The sequence below is a fragment of the Gemmatimonadota bacterium genome (assembly GCA_016712265.1).
Classification (GTDB): Bacteria; Gemmatimonadota; Gemmatimonadetes; order Gemmatimonadales; family Gemmatimonadaceae; genus RBC101.
This window is the reverse complement of the sequence record JADJRJ010000028.1, coordinates 178,540-193,411: the sequence shown is the minus strand read 5'-3', so window position 1 is coordinate 193,411 and position 14,872 is coordinate 178,540. Positions and strand designations below refer to the sequence as shown.

The window sequence follows — 14,872 nt, the reverse complement described above, 5'->3', positions numbered from 1 at the left end:
GCTCATGAAACGGATCGTCCTCGCCGCCGTCGCGCTCGTCGCGACCACCGCCGGTGCGCAGCAACGTCAGCCGCAGGGCCCGCCCTCGATGGGCGGCGGCCAGTGCGCCCAGAACCCGTACAACTGCCCCGACGCGCCCAACCCCCTCCCGCCGAATCCGTCGATCTGGCTCGAGGAGATGACGTGGATGGACGTGCGCGACGCCATCAAGGCAGGCAAGACCACGATCATCATCCCGACGGGCGGCCAGGAACCTAACGGCCCGTGGCTTGTGACCGGCAAGCACAACTACGTCTTGCACACGAACTGTGAGGCCATTGCCCGCAAGCTGGGCAATGCGCTCTGTGCGCCGATCATCAAGCTGGTGCCGGAGGGCAACATCGAGCCGCCGTCGAGCCACATGACCAGCCCGGGGACGATCTCGCTCCGCGAGAACACCTTTCGGGCCGTACTGACGGACGTGGTCGCCAGCCTCAAGCAGCATGGCTTCAAGAACATCATCCTGATCGGCGACAGCGGCGGCAACCAGGGCGGCCAGCGCTCTGTGGCCGACTCGCTGACGAAGATCTGGCAGGGCGCACCCGTCGTCGCCCACGTGCAGGAGTACTACGACTATGCTGGCGCGCAGGCCCACATGAAGACGAAGGGCCTCGTCGATGGCGCTTCGGACAACCTGCACGACGACCCGGTGATTGCCCTCAACATGTTCATCGACGACCCCAAGTCGATCCGCTACGACGAGCGCGTCAAGGCGGGGAAGGCGACGATCAATGGTGTCTCGCTCGCCGATCGCAAGAAGGCCACCGAGTGGGCGAAGCAGATCGTGGAGTTCCGGGCGACCATCACGGTTGAGGCGATCAACAAGGCAATTGCGAACAAGGGCACCCTGCCCGCGCCGCCGCGCCAGCGCCCCGGCGCATGACCCACCCGCTTGACCTCGTGCCCCAGATGGGGCACGAGCAGGTGGTCTTCTGTCAGGACCCTGCCGCCGGTTACCGCGCCATCATCGCCGTGCACAGCACGGCGCTTGGCCCGGCGACCGGCGGCACGCGATATTGGCCCTACGCGACCACTGCTGACGCGCTGCTCGACGTGTTGCGCCTGTCGCGCGGGATGACCTACAAGAATGCTGCCGCCGGCCTCGCGCTCGGGGGTGGCAAGGCCGTCATCATCGGCGACCCGCGGCGCCAGGAGGGGCGCGCGGACCTGTTCCGCGCCCACGGGCGTTTTGTCGATCGCCTCGGTGGGACTTTCATCACCGGGGAGGATGTCGGGGTCTCGCCCGCGGACCTCGAGGTCTCGGCCACGGTCTCGCGGCACATCGCCGGGATCGATGGCAAGGGCGGCGATCCCTCACCCTGGACGGCGCAGGGAGTGCTGCGCGGCATCGAAGCGTGTGCCATGCACCGCTGGGGCCACGCGAACCTCACGGGCCGGACGATGGTGCTGCAGGGATGCGGCAACGTCGGCAGCCACCTGGCGCAGCTGTTGCGCGCCGCTGGGGCGCGCCTGGTCGTGACCGACGCCGATCCGGTGCGGGCCGCCCAGACAGCGTCTGCCGTGGACGGCACCAACGTGCTCCCCGACGAGATCTACGACCAGCCCGGGGACATGTTCGTCCCCTGCGCCCTCGGGGCGGTCCTGAATGACGTCACCATCCCGCGACTGCGCGTCGCGGTGGTGTGCGGAGCGGCAAACAACCAACTGCAGGCACCGCACCACGCGGACGCGCTGGCCGCGCGGGGCATTCTGTACGCTCCTGACTACATTGTGAATGCTGGCGGGGTGATCAGCGGCAGCATCGCGCTGCTCGGCGAGACCCCGGACGGCATGGCGGCGCGCGTCCACAACATCCACGACACCTTGCTGACCGTCCTCGACCTGGCCAGCCGCGATGGGGTCACGACGGCCGAGGCGGCAGACCGGTACGCGGAGGCGAGGCTGCGCGAGGGGTAGACGGCAGGCGCGAGCAGGTCAAGCGTCCGGGGAGACGAGACGCAAGCGACCGGTGCTCCCTGCTGCCCGTGCTGCCCGCTCGTACTGCTCGTGCTGCTCATGCTGCTCGTGCTGGTCATGCTGCATCCGTTCTTGGACGGGACCTGCCCCAGCTCCATCGAGACACGTTGTGCGCCCGCGGGTCGCTCGGGAACCCGCGAACCCTCTCACGGCTACTCCCAATCCGGGGGTGCGCGAGCGACGTAGCCCTCAGGCGCTCTCCGTCCCCTTGTCAGCCTGCCCCATGACCCCGACCCACGACATCGTCCGCGACTACTACGGCGAGCAGCTCAAGTCCTCGGCCGACCTCCGGACCTCCGCCTGCTGCGACCCCGAGGTGCTGCCGGACTACCTCAAGGCCATGCTCGGCCGGATCCACCCGGAGGTCACGGCCCGGTACTACGGCTGCGGGCTGGTCGCCCCAACCGAGTTGCGAGGCAAACGGGTGATCGACCTCGGCTGCGGATCTGGCCGTGACGTGTACCTGCTCGCCCAGCTCGTGGGCCCCGAAGGAGAAGTGGTCGGGGTCGACATGACACCGAGCCAGCTGGCCGTGGCCAGGGAGCACGAGGAGTTCCATCGGCAACAGTTCGGCTTTGCGCGATCGAATGTCCGGTTTGTGGATGGGCAGATCGAGTCGCTCGACCAGCTCGGGCTCGGGCCCGGGTCGTTCGATGTCGTCGTCTCCAACTGCGTGGTGAACCTCGCGACCGACAAGGGGGCCGTCTTGCGCGGCGCGGCGCGGCTGCTGCGCGCGGGGGGTGAGATGTACTTCGCCGATGTCTATGCGGATCGCCGTGTGCCGGAAGCCGTGCGTCAGGACCCATTGTTGTACGGCGAGTGCCTGGGCGGGGCCCAATACTGGAACGACTTCCTCGATGCCGCGAAGGACGCAGGGTTCCGCGACCCGCGGCTGGTGGCCGATCGCCCGCTTTCCATTGATGACACCGCCCTCGCCGCCCGAGTGGGGCCGCTGCGCTTTTTCTCGGCGACCTACCGGCTCTTCAAAATCGACGCCCTCGAGAGCCAATGCGAGGACTACGGCCAGGCCGTGATCTACCGGGGCACGATCGAGGGCAGCCAGGACCGGTTCATCCTCGACAAGCACCACGACATCGAGACCGGCAAGGTCTTTCCCGTGTGCGGCAACACCTGGCGCATGTTGCGGGAGACGCGGTTTGCGTCGCACTTCGCCTTCATCGGAGATTTCTCGCGCCACTACGGCGTGTTCGCCGGCTGTGGAGGCGGCTTGCCCTTCGCGACGGGGACGACTCCCTCGTCGAGCTGCTGTTAGGGCCCGCTAGGCGAAGCGCGCGGCGGCCGCGGGGGCACTGGTCCGACCGATGACCCGGTTGCGCCCGGCATCCTTCGCCATGAACAGTCGCCGATCGGCGGTGGCGAGGATGTCGCCAGTGGTCGGCCCGTCTTCCGGCCACGAGGCCACGCCCGCGCTGACGGTGACATGCACCGGCCGAGCGTCCCCAATGGTGTGCGGCACCGACTGGATCTCCTGGCGAATCCGCTCCACCAGCTCAACCGCCTGATCCAGCGACGCTTCGCGGAAGAGCACCACGAATTCCTCTCCCCCGTACCGGGCGACGAGATCGCTGCGCCGAACGGCGAGCTGCAGGGACCGCGCGACCCCGCGCAGGGCTACGTCGCCGGCGGCATGGCCGAACCGGTCGTTGAACTGCTTGAAGTGGTCGACGTCGATCATCGCGATGGCCACGGACCCCCGAAAGCGCATCGCACGCTCCATCTCGGCGGCGAAGTAGTCGTCGAAGAACCGGCGGTTGAAGACTCCAGTGAGGGAGTCCGCATTCGAGAGTTGACGCTGTCGCTGGATGCCGCCGACGATGAACACGCACAGCGCGGTGGCCGTCAACAGCAGGATGATCCGGGAGACCTGGTCGGTCCACTGGAACCGGCCGTACGGATTGAAGATGTTCCCGGCCGACATGGACGTCTGCATCGACCAGTTGGAGTAGATGAACGCAAGGTTCGCGGCGTACTGGACGATGGCCGTCGCGCCGGCGACGGCCGCCACGCGCTTGTCATAGCGCAGGCAAGTCGCCCCCAGCGCGATGAAGTACGTATCGAAGGTGACCTTGCTGTTCGTGGCCTGGTGCGGGTCGGCGACGAAGGCATACGAGAGGTTGGCCGCGCTGATGAGGGTCACGTCGAACAGGGACGTCGCCATCGGCAGCCATGGCTGGCGCAGGTCGCGCCGGATCATGAAGTAGACCGCGATCGCCATGACAAACGCGAAGAGCGTGACCACAAAGCCAATGATGTGCTCGTGCCACTCCGAGCGCGGCGCCACCATGATGCTCGTGAGCGGGATGAGCAGCAGGACTCCGGTGAGCCCGATCCGGATGCGACCAATGAGCGCCTCTCCCTCGTTGCCGGCGTCGAGCAGAAACTGCTCGGGCGGGTCCCAGAAGCGGCGCCAACGCTCCGCCAGGGACGGCGACGCGGCGTCGATGCGCAGGAGGGAGGTGGGCGAGGGAGAGGCCATGGGCTGGTCGGGGACACCCCCATGGGGCGTCCTGTGTCATTCATCAGGGACGAATTCCGATGAGGGAGTGTCACCTACCTCGAGCCACCCATGTCCCGAACCGCCCGATGCGTCGCCCTGGCGACCGCTGCCGTGGTCGCCGCTTGCGCCGACGCATCAACCAGTCCGCACGCCCGAAACACCCCCGCCGCGCCCGCGGCGCTGGCATTCGATCCCAATGCCTACACCCCAACGGTGTTGCAGATCGACTACCCGTACGACATGAACGACGCTGGTGCGGTCATCGGCCGTCGCGATGGAGACCTGAATGCGTACGTGCAACAAGGTTCCACCTTGCGACGCCTGCCCACACCGAATGGCGCCCAATCCACTTGGCCCACGGCCATCAACAATCGGGGTGGCGTCGTGGGACATTTCCATGTCGGCCACTTCGTGCTGAGAGGCGCGTACTGGGACAGCTTTCAGGCGATTCCCATTCAGCTCCCCAGCTTTGGCGGAAAGCGGGAGTTCCCGACAGACGTGAATGACTCTGGCATTGTGGTTGGGAGCTCGGAGAACAGCTCGAGTGTCTATCAGGCCTTCGAGTGGTGGCCAGGGCTCGGGAGCCTTCGAAGTACCAGTGGGTCCTTGCGTGAGACGAAGGCCTCCGGCGTAGGCATCCAACGCAACACGTCCGGATACACCATGGTCAACGGTGTGAAGTATCCGTGGGCCCGCTTTGGCGGCGCCCCCATCGTGCTGTCTTCACGACCCGGGCAGCAAGGCATTGGCGTGACGCCGGGCGGCGCGGTCATCCTGAGTGGAGGGGAGATCTGGTCTTCCCATGCCCCGATCACGCGACCGTTCTCCGCTGGCAGTTTCCACCTGACGGCGGTCGGCGCTGGCGGTCGGGCCGTGGGTTACCTGGGCCCCATCATCAACCGGGTGGTGGTCCCGACCGCCTACACCTCGTTCAACGGCGTCGGGACGACCCTGCGCTATCCCGGAGAAACGCGCTCGACGGCCATCGCCGTAAACGCCTGCGGGAGCGTACTCGCCGCCGTCGACGTGAACGGAGTGCCGAGGGGGGTGTTGTGGACGAAGGCGACCTGCGACGTCGGCGCCCCGACGTTCTGACGCCGGCAGCGACAGCTGTGGGCGCCGATCGCTGGAGGTCGCCGCCCATCGCTGTCCCCCCATGGAGATGCTATGCTTGGTGGCCCCTCCTCCCGTCGCCATGAGCACGCGCAACCGCATCGCCATCACCCTCACGATCGTCTCGCTTGCACTGCTGATCCCCGGCTTGCTGCAGCCGATGATGACCATCACGGCCTCGATCTCCCTGCTCGGTAACACGCGGGAGATCTTCCGCCAAACGCAGAGCATCATCGAGGCCGTGCGCAGTCTGTGGAACTCGGGCAACGCCTTCGTCGCCGGGCTCATCCTGCTCTTCTCGGTGACGATCCCGTTCCTCAAGGCGATCGCGTTCTTCGTGATACTGACCATGAAGGACGTCGCGCGCCGCCGTCGGCTGTACCTGACGGTCCGCTCGCTCAGCAAGTGGTCGATGGCGGACGTCTTTGTGGTGGGCGTGTTCATCGCCTATCTGGCCGCCGTCGCCACGGACAACCTCAATGCAGTGATCGATTCCGGGTTCTACTACTTCGTGGGCTACTGCCTGGTGTCGAACCTCGCGTTCCAGCTGCTCGAGCTGGACGGAGCCGAGGCGACGAGGTAGACGGCAGACGGCAGACGGCAGACGGCAGACGGCAGACGGCAGACGGCAGACGGCAGACGGCCTCATGGGTGCGCAAGCCAGTGGCCTCGCGCAAGATGGGCAGCGGCTAGCCAGCCCACGGCCCTCCCGTCATGTTCCACCCTGAACCACTCACCGGCCCCCGTGGCCGTTCACCGGAGCCCCCTCATGTTCCATCGTCTCGCCGTTGCGGCGACCCTGCTCGCCGCCCCCCTCGCCGCCCAGGCCCCCGCCGGTTGGCACATGCGCCTGGACCGAAGCACCAGCGCCTCCGATCCCGACAACACGCCCGACGTCAAGGTCATGGCAATGGGAGGGGGATTTCACGTCGTTGGAGGCCCCGCCGCTGTCCTCTGGAAAGATGACAACAAGGCGAGCGGAAACTACACGCTGTCCGGCCGCTTCATGCTGAACAAGCCCAGCGGCCACAACAACTACTACGGGCTCGTGTTTGGCGGGGCGAACCTCGCTGACTCCACACAGAATTACGTCTACTTCCTGATTGGCCAGAACGGGACGTACATCGTGAAGCACCGCGGGGGCAACGCGGCAACGCACGATGTGCAGGGCCGCACCCCGCACGACGCGATCAAGAAGCCCGAAGGCACGGGATCGTCGGTGAACACGCTGGAAGTGCGCGTGGGTGGAGACAAGATCGACTACTACATCAACGGCACCATGGTCCACTCCACCCCCAAGGCAGGGTACACCGCCCGCACCGATGGCATCTGGGGCGTGCGCATCAACCACCAGCTCGACGTCATGGTCGACCAGTTGGTGAAGAAGTAGGCCTCCCCGTGGCGATCGAGCGGCTGGGATGCGCTCGATCGCCTCACCCCTGGCAGGGCGCATGAGCAAGGTCTAACGGTCCGTGGCTTGTGCGCGTGGGCGGCGGCTCTCAGCTTGTGCAACGCGAGCCCGCACCTGTCGACGCCCATGTCCTCCGCGCTGCTTTCCGGTCCCGACCGCACGCCACTCCCCCACCCGCGGGACCTCATCGCGCACGTGGTGGCCGCGCTGTCGCGCGAGTCGTCCCTCGAGGCGCTGTACTCGCACGCCATGGACGCGCTAGCCACCGCGCTGCAGGTCGAACGGGCCTCGATGCTCCTGTTCGATCACCACGAGGTGTGTCGGTTCGTCGCATGGCGCGGCGTCTCGGATCAGTACCGCGCGGCCGTGGACGGACATTCCCCGTGGACGCCGCGCGACCTGGACGCAGAGCCCATCCAGTCCCCGGACGTCGACCTCGACCCTACCCTCGCGCCTTACATCGACTCGATCCGCGCCGAGGGAATCCGTGGCATGCTGTTCCTGCCGCTGGTTGGGCGTGAGCGGGTGTGGGGCAAGTTCATGATCTACACCTGCATGCCGCGGCACTTCACGCCAGAGGAAGTGGACGTGGCCCAGCTGATCGTCCGGGAGATCGCCACCGCCCTCGACTGGCGCGAGAACGACCGCGAGCTCCAGGAAGAACGCCAGTTGTTCGCGGCCGGCCCAACAGTCGTGTTCAAGTGGCGTAACAGCGACGGATGGCCGGTCGAATACGTCTCGCCGAACGTGGAGGCCGTCCTCGGCCACCCCCCGGCCGAACTGCTGTCGGGGCGCATCCCCTACGTATCCATCGTGGCACCCGAGGACGTGGCCCGGGTCGCTGCTGAAGTGCAGCAACACGTGGCGCGCGGCGCGACCTGGTTCGAGCAGGAGTATCGCCTGGCCCATGGCGACGGACGGACCCGCATCGTCACCGACTTCACCAAGGTGGTGCGCAACGCGGACGGCGAGGCGACCCACTTCCTGGGGTACCTCGTGGACGTCACGGAACGCCGTGCCGCGGAGGCAGAACACGCACGCGTGGCCGAGCAGGTGCGCCACACCCAGAAGCTGGAATCGTTAGGTGTGCTGGCCGGCGGCGTAGCCCACGACTTCAACAACCTCCTGGTGGGGGTCCTGGGCAACGCTTCGCTCGCCCTCGAGGATCTGCCGCCAGACTCCCCGGCCGTGCCGTTGCTCAACGACCTGCAGCTGGCCGCGCGACGGGCTGCCGAGCTGACGCGGCAGCTCCTGGCCTACTCTGGCAAGGGAAGGTTTGTCATCGAACCCGTGGACCTCTCGAGCCTGGTGCGCGAGATGGGCCGGTTGCTCACGGCGGTCGTCTCCAAAAAGGCCCAGGTCACCACGGACCTGCGCGACGACCTCCCACCCGTGCGCGCCGACGCCACACAACTCCGCCAGGTGGTGATGAACCTGATCACCAACGCCTCCGATGCCCTGGGCGACGCCCAGGGGACCATTGCCATTCGCACGCGGCGCATGTTCGCCACCCGCGCCTGGCTCAACGGCGCGCATGTCGGGATGGACGTCCCGGAGGGGGACTACCTCGTCCTCGAGGTGTCCGACACGGGGACGGGCATGTCGGCAACCGCGCTCTCACGACTGTTCGATCCGTTCTTCACCACCAAGGGACCCGGACGGGGACTCGGCCTGGCCGCCGTGTTGGGAATCATTCGCGGACATGGGGGAGCCATCCGCGTCGCCTCGCAGCCCGACAGCGGGACCATCGTATCGGTGTTGCTGCCGGCCGCCCCAGGCCAACCCTCCCTGGTGACGCCCTCCCCCGCGAGCACACCGGCAACCATCCTCATCGTGGACGACGACCCGGGGGCCACCACCGTGGCCGAGCGCGTGCTCCGCCGGGATGGCTACGACGTGCTGACCGCGAACAACGGGCGCACGGCCCTCGATGTCTACGCGGAACGCGGACCGGAAATTGACCTCGTGCTGTTGGACCTCACGATGCCCGAGCTCTCCGGGTGGGAGACCTTCCGCGAACTTCGCCTGCTGGACCCCGAGGTGATGGTCATCCTCATGAGCGGCTACTCGCAGGAGTCGGCGGAAGCCGTCCCTGGAGGTGCGGCCGGCTTTCTCGCGAAACCGTACAGTGCGGACGAGCTTCGGGACATGGTGCGCCTGGTCCAGTCGCCGAAGTAGCCTGGCGGTTTACACTGGGGTTATGTCACAGCCCGCGAGTGTTGGCCGTCATTAGCTTGTCCTCAGCTCACGTCTCGAATCCTGGAGCCTGACGACTGGATCGCCCTCCCCGCTCACGCCTTACCCCGTCGGCCACCGGCGCGCTGCTTCTTGGCGTCGTGCTGGCGGCGCGTCTGGTGCTCATCCCGACTGATGCGTCGATCTCGAGCGGCTTCCTCCATGACTCGGCCTACATCGGCATCGTCGCCCGCAACCTGCTGGCGGGCCACGGCTATGTGAACGACGCCAACTGGCTGCTGTTCCTGAACCCGGAACAGCTCCCGATGTACTTCCACAACGCCAATCCGGGATATCCGACGGCCACGGCCGGGGTGATGGCCCTCGCCGGCCTCGATGCAGCGCGAGCGATGCTGGTCGTGTCGATCCTTGGCGCCGGGCTGATCGCGATCGGGGCATGGGGCATCACCCGTCATGTGGTCAAGGATCGACAGGGATGGCTCCCGGTCCTGGCCGGCGCGAGTGCGCTGCTTTTTCCGGCCAACTGGCGTCTGTCGTTTGTCGGCCTCCCCGACGCACTGGCCACCGGGCTCGTGTTGTGCCTGTTCGCCGTGCTCCTCCATGCCCGCGCCACCTGGCACTGGGTGGCGGCCGGGCTCCTGTTCGGCCTGGCCTGGCTCGTTCGCTCCACGGCGACCGTAGCCTTGCCGGCAGTTGCCCTTTGGTCTCTCGCCCGCCACGGCTGGGGCACCTCGATCCGACGGGGCCTGCTGGTCGCCGGCACAGCAGCGATGGTCATGCTCCCGTGGTTGGTCCACACCGCGAAAGTGCGGGGAAGCCCGTTCGCGTCGGACGCGTCGTACTACCTGCTGCTGCGGTACCATGCCGAACGCACGGGCCGCGACGAAGACCAGTTCTATCGCAGTCTCCAGCCCCCGCCAAGCACCGGCGAGGTCATGCGCCAGGACCCGGTCGGCGTCGCGCGATCGGCCGCGACGGGATTCCCCGTCGTGCTGTATCGCATCGGCGCAGGCCTCGCCGAGTGGGACAAGCTGGTCGCCCTGGCCCTCTTTGCTGCGCTCGGCGTGGGTGCGTTCGCCGTGCGACGCTCGGCGTGGCTGCCGGAACTGGCGGCCGGTGGGTTGCTCTGGCTGATCCTGGTCGGGACCCTCGCGATTCGAGGGAACAGCATCGAGATCAGGTACTTCAGCGTGGGGTCCGCCTTGCTCTCGATCCTGCTGGTCGCTGCGGTGCCCGGCACCACTGCGACCCGCCGCTGGTGGTACCTCGCACCGGTCGCGCTGTACCTGGCGATAGGGGTGATCCCCCAGGACTTCCGCATGCTGCGCTCGCTACCCCAGGTGAATGCGGACCACGCCGCGCTCCGGGAGGCCATGAATGCCGCTGCGACCGCGATGCCCTCGGGCACCCGGGCGGTCACCCAGGTCCCCTACTTCTTCACGTATCACACCGGCCGCGGCGCGATGTCCCCGGCGTATCCCGGCAAGGCCGAGCTGCTGCAGGTGATGGAACGCTACCAGGGCTCGGTCGTCTTGCTCCCGACGGACAGCCTCGACTACTACTATCCGGGGAGTCCGGCCTCGCTGGTCCCCGAGCTGCAGGGCGCCCGCCCGATGGGGCGGTTCACGTTGCTCCAGCGGGACAGCACCTCGACACCATGACTGCCCTCCCATGATCTCGCTGGTCGTCCCGGCCTACAACGAAGAAGACGGCCTCGAAGAGTTGCATCGCCGCGTGGCAGGTGCGGCGCCGGGTTGGGGTGAGGACTGGGAATTGATCGTCGTGGATGACGGCAGCCGCGACCGGACCCTGGAAATCCTCGAGGGGATCGCCGCCCGGGATCCGCGGGTCAAGGTCATCTCACTTTCGCGCAATTTCGGGCACCAGCCCGCGGTGACCGCCGGGCTCAACCACGCGCGCGGCGACATTGTCTGCGTCATCGACGCCGACCTGCAGGACCCGCCGGAGGAACTGCTCCCCTTCATCAACAAGGTCCGCGAAGGGATGGACGTTGTTTACGCCATCCGCACCAAGCGCAAGGAAGGGCTCTTCAAGCGGATCGCGTACCACGTGTACTACCGGTTGCTCAAGCGGCTGGCCACCCTCGACATTCCGCTCGACGCCGGCGACTTCTGCGTGATGCGCGCCGAGGTCGTCCAGGCCATCAACCAGCTGCCCGAACGGAACCGGTTCATCCGCGGCCTGCGGACCTGGGTCGGCTTTCGCCAGACCGGCCTCGCCTACGAGCGCGCGGCCCGCTTTGCCGGCGAGCCCAAGTACACGCTGCGCAAGTTGTTCAAGCTGGCCAGCGACGGCATCATCAACTTCAGCTATCGTCCGCTGCAGGCGATCATGCTGCTCGGCTTTGTGGTCGCCGCGCTGGCCATCCTCGTCGGACTGGTGGTGCTCGCGCAGTACATCGGCAACTTTCCCATCGCCGGCTACAACCCGCACCAGTCGCGCGGCTGGACCTCGATCATCCTCGTCCTGCTCTTCTCGTCCGCCGTGCAGCTGATCTGCCTCGGCATCCTCGGCGAGTACATCGGGCGGCTGTTCGAGGAGACCAAGCGTCGCCCGATCTACCTGGTAAAGAAGCGGATCGGGATCGAGGCACCGCCAGCGGATCGGGCGTAGTCCCTCCTTCAGCTGTGATCGGTACCGAGCACAGTGGCCGTTAGGCATTCCTTCGCGCAGCGATCGCCTGGAGGGCCTCTGGCGAACGCTGTGCCACCTCGAGCAAGCGCGCACTCGCGCGGCATGAAGTCCCGGCATTGTGGGGAGGTGGCGCCACCTCCCCGCGATGCCACCTTCCGAATGCCGCTACCCTCGACCCGTGATCCCCGCGACGTATGCCAACGCCGGCCAGGTCGCTGCCCAGGTGAGGAGGAATCGATTTAGCCCGAGGACCCACGCATTCGCGATATGGAACACCGCGGCCACGACGATCCCGACCGCTGCCGCCCGCGGCCCGAGCAACACCAGCGGAAAGCCGCACTCGAACACCAACACACCCCAGGTCGCGGCTCGCGCGATGCCGGGACGTTGGAGCAGCGCCCGTATCGGCGCCGGGACGCCATAGGCTGGAATCGCCAGCAGGACCGGCAAGGCCGTCCCGCTGCGCCATTGGGCATCGCGCAGCTTGGCCACGCCGGCAATCGTATATGAGAAGATCGCCTGGACGCCGATCCACACCACGGCCACGCGCACCACAATGGAGGATGCATCGCCAACTCGGCCGATCAGCAGGGCGCTGAGCACAATCATCAGCATGTGATCGCTCCCGCCGTTGTACGTTCCGCGAAACCGCACGTTGACCGCGAGGGAGGTCACCCAAGCCACGGCCATCGCCACCAGCGACGGTTCCCTGAGCAACCACGCCGCGGCCAGCAGTCGCGCGAGGAGCAACGTGGTAAACGGACGCGTCGCGAGAGCCCAGCGCGCGAACCCCAGCTCGTCCCGCAAGATGGACCATCGCCACGTGCCACGGTCGCCCCAGTGTGCGCGTACCGCGAGCAGTTCCATCGTACCGATGAGCATCGCCACGGACGCCAGCACCTCAACGCGGCGCAAGGCGACGTATTCCGGTGGCAGCGTCAGCACACGATCACCTCGGAGCGCACCAGCTCCGCAGGTGCGTCAGGAGCCGCGTCGACAATCGCGAACTCCAGGGTACCACCCGCGGCAACGAGCCCCAGCCGCTGTGCCTCACCCCGCGCGAGTTCCGTGACCAGCGCGAGGGACGTGCGTAGCGATCCTTCATCCCCATCCGCCGCGTCCAGCAGCAACCGCTCCAGCAGGCCATACGCGGCGAGCGTCCGGTTGCCCTCCGGGTTCCAGACGACGTGCCACACCCGTCGCGCTCGGGGTGCCAGCACGTCGACCCACGGCCCTGCTCCCGTGGCGGGCTTCGTGACCCGCACCCGAAGCCTGATCCCCGACGTCGTTGCGTCGAAGAAACGCCAGGACGGAACGAACAGCCTGAGCAGGGTCGCCAGCATCGTGCGTGCGTGGGGCGTCGCCAAGCGCTTTGGCGGACGCTATTGCACCTTGCCCGCGAGCGGACGCGTCGCGCGGTTCCCGAGCGCCACCCCGGTCCGGAGCATCAGGTCCCCGATACGAGCCATCTTGTCGTATTCGATCAGCGCCGCCTCGTCGCTGACCTTGTGGTAGTCACCGTGCAACCCGGTCGTGAAGAAGACAATCGGGATCCCCTTCCGCGCGTAGTTGTAGTGATCGCTCCGGTAATAGATGCGTTCCGGGTGCGTTGTCGTGTCCCACTCGCGGTTGAAACGGAAGGGGGCCGAGGTGGCCGTGTTGACCGAATCCACGATGCTCCCCAGCATGGCGCTCTGGCCATTGGGTGCCGCCCCGGGGCCCACGATGTACAGGGAGTCGGGGTGATTGCGGCCGATCATGTCGGCATTGAGCTGCGCCACAATGGAGTCGATCGGCACGGTCGGGTGGTTCGTGAATACCTCGGAGCCGAACAACCCCTTCTCTTCCCCGATGTGCCAGACGAACAGCGCCGAACGCTTGGGACGGGGACCCTGCATCCAGCTCCGCGCAATCGCGAGCAGGGTGACACTCCCCGACCCGTCGTCATCGGCGCCGTTGTTGATGCTGTCGCCGCGCACGCCCTTGCTCACGCCGATGTGGTCGTAGTGCGCACCAAAGGCGACGTATGTGTTCCGCATCGCAGGATCACTCCCACGACCAATGGCCACGACGTTATACCCGTTGAAGTTGGACTGGGCCTCTTCGTAGCTCGCCGCGAAGCGTGACCCGGGCATGGCCTGGGACTTCCCTGCCGTCCGCCATCCCGCGGGCACAAACGGAGAATCGTCCCGGTACGGGGCGAACGCCATCAGCGGAAAGACCCGATTCGGCTGCCGCGCCTCGGCGGCGGCCGAGCCGACCGAGATCTGGTTGCCGGAGAACTGGCCGGCCGCGAGTCCGTAGACCGAGTCGGGGAGGAGCAGCACAATGGCTGCCGGTCCGCGCCCGAGCGCAGGGCCGAGTCGATTAAAGATCGCCTGCGGATCTTCCCATCGCTTGCGATCCGCGGCAGGCACTTCGGGGGGAACAAGTGCGGCGACAACGACCACTTTCCCGGCCACATCAAGCCCGGCATAGTCATCGCGCTTGAGGGCAGTGTCGACGACGCCATAACCGGCGAAGACCATCTCGGCATCGGCCTTGTTCTTCGGCAATGGCGCACCGGGTCCGAGCGCGGTAAGGAATGCCAGGTCGGGGCCGAAGGCGAGTTTGGTCGCTGCCCCGGAAGGGGGAGTGACCGTTAGCGTCCCCGGCGTAAGCTGCGCGCGTTGCATCGGCACGCGGTGGAAGTACCCACTGTCCCCACCGGGCTCGAGGCCGAGGGCCTTCGCGCGGTCCGCAATCCACACGGCCGCCTTGTGGGCGTACGGGGTACCCGTCTCACGACCGCCGAACGAATCGGAGGCGAAGACGAGCATGTCGCGCCGCAGCTCTTCTGCTGTGGGCGAGATGCTGGAGCTGGTTGGTGCCGTCTGCACGGTGGCAGCGGGCGTGCCGCAAGCGGCTGCAGCCGCCAGAAGGAGGACGAAGGGACGCAGGGACACAGGAGGGCAACGCTGGAG

General features: G+C 67.0%; 13 protein-coding genes. 9 read left to right on the top strand and 4 right to left on the bottom strand.

Annotated elements, in window-relative coordinates:
• Positions 1-4: 4 nt before the first annotated feature.
• The 3 genes from IPK85_07780 (at position 5) to IPK85_07770 (ending at position 3,289) form a co-directional block, all read left to right on the top strand.
• Positions 5-922 (top strand): creatininase family protein, encoded by a 918-nt coding sequence (locus IPK85_07780; GenBank protein ID MBK8247277.1) that lies wholly within the window; start codon positions 5-7, stop codon positions 920-922.
• On the top strand, positions 919-1,956 hold the full coding sequence (locus IPK85_07775; GenBank protein MBK8247276.1) for an amino acid dehydrogenase: 1,038 nt from the start codon (positions 919-921) through the stop codon (positions 1,954-1,956). Before IPK85_07780 ends, IPK85_07775 begins: the two co-directional genes overlap by 4 nt.
• 283 nt (positions 1,957-2,239) lie before the next feature.
• Positions 2,240-3,289 carry a methyltransferase domain-containing protein gene (locus IPK85_07770; GenBank protein MBK8247275.1) on the top strand — a complete coding sequence of 350 codons (1,050 nt, stop codon included), beginning with the start codon at positions 2,240-2,242 and terminating at the stop codon, positions 3,287-3,289.
• A gap of 6 nt (positions 3,290-3,295) precedes the next feature.
• Here IPK85_07770 and IPK85_07765 read toward each other — a convergent pair whose 3' ends face one another.
• Entirely contained in the window at positions 3,296-4,513 is a 1,218-nt protein-coding gene (locus IPK85_07765; GenBank protein ID MBK8247274.1) for a GGDEF domain-containing protein, read from the bottom strand.
• A 90-nt stretch (positions 4,514-4,603) separates the two neighbouring features.
• Here IPK85_07765 and IPK85_07760 point away from each other — a divergent pair, with 90 nt between their 5' ends.
• The 6 genes from IPK85_07760 (at position 4,604) to IPK85_07735 (ending at position 11,888) form a co-directional block, all read left to right on the top strand.
• Positions 4,604-5,629: a hypothetical protein gene (locus IPK85_07760; GenBank protein ID MBK8247273.1), complete on the top strand. Its 1,026-nt coding sequence runs from the start codon at positions 4,604-4,606 to the stop codon at positions 5,627-5,629.
• Positions 5,630-5,729: 100 nt separating this feature from the next.
• Positions 5,730-6,230: a paraquat-inducible protein A gene (locus IPK85_07755; GenBank protein ID MBK8247272.1), complete on the top strand. Its 501-nt coding sequence runs from the start codon at positions 5,730-5,732 to the stop codon at positions 6,228-6,230.
• A gap of 186 nt (positions 6,231-6,416) precedes the next feature.
• The gene (locus IPK85_07750; GenBank protein MBK8247271.1) at positions 6,417-7,037 is read left to right on the top strand and encodes a hypothetical protein; all 621 of its coding nucleotides are present in this window, start codon (positions 6,417-6,419) and stop codon (positions 7,035-7,037) included.
• A gap of 147 nt (positions 7,038-7,184) precedes the next feature.
• Entirely contained in the window at positions 7,185-9,236 is a 2,052-nt protein-coding gene (locus IPK85_07745; protein MBK8247270.1) for a response regulator, read from the top strand.
• 158 nt (positions 9,237-9,394) lie between these two features.
• Positions 9,395-10,915, top strand: coding sequence for a glycosyltransferase family 39 protein (locus IPK85_07740; GenBank protein ID MBK8247269.1), 1,521 nt, complete (start codon positions 9,395-9,397; stop codon positions 10,913-10,915).
• A 10-nt stretch (positions 10,916-10,925) separates the two neighbouring features.
• Positions 10,926-11,888 (top strand): glycosyltransferase family 2 protein, encoded by a 963-nt coding sequence (locus tag IPK85_07735; GenBank protein ID MBK8247268.1) that lies wholly within the window; start codon positions 10,926-10,928, stop codon positions 11,886-11,888.
• A 186-nt stretch (positions 11,889-12,074) separates the two neighbouring features.
• Here IPK85_07735 and IPK85_07730 read toward each other — a convergent pair whose 3' ends face one another.
• From IPK85_07730 to IPK85_07720, 3 genes are read right to left on the bottom strand one after another with little or no spacing between them, the layout of a single operon-like run.
• Complete coding sequence (locus IPK85_07730) at positions 12,075-12,854, bottom strand: HTTM domain-containing protein (protein ID MBK8247267.1); 780 nt, start codon at positions 12,852-12,854, stop codon at positions 12,075-12,077.
• A complete protein-coding gene (locus IPK85_07725) occupies positions 12,848-13,252 on the bottom strand; it encodes a hypothetical protein (GenBank protein MBK8247266.1) in 405 nt (134 codons plus the stop codon). The genes IPK85_07730 and IPK85_07725 overlap by 7 nt, the downstream gene beginning before the upstream one ends.
• Positions 13,253-13,291: 39 nt before the next feature.
• Positions 13,292-14,854 (bottom strand): M28 family peptidase, encoded by a 1,563-nt coding sequence (locus tag IPK85_07720; protein ID MBK8247265.1) that lies wholly within the window; start codon positions 14,852-14,854, stop codon positions 13,292-13,294.
• Positions 14,855-14,872: the final 18 nt, after the last annotated feature.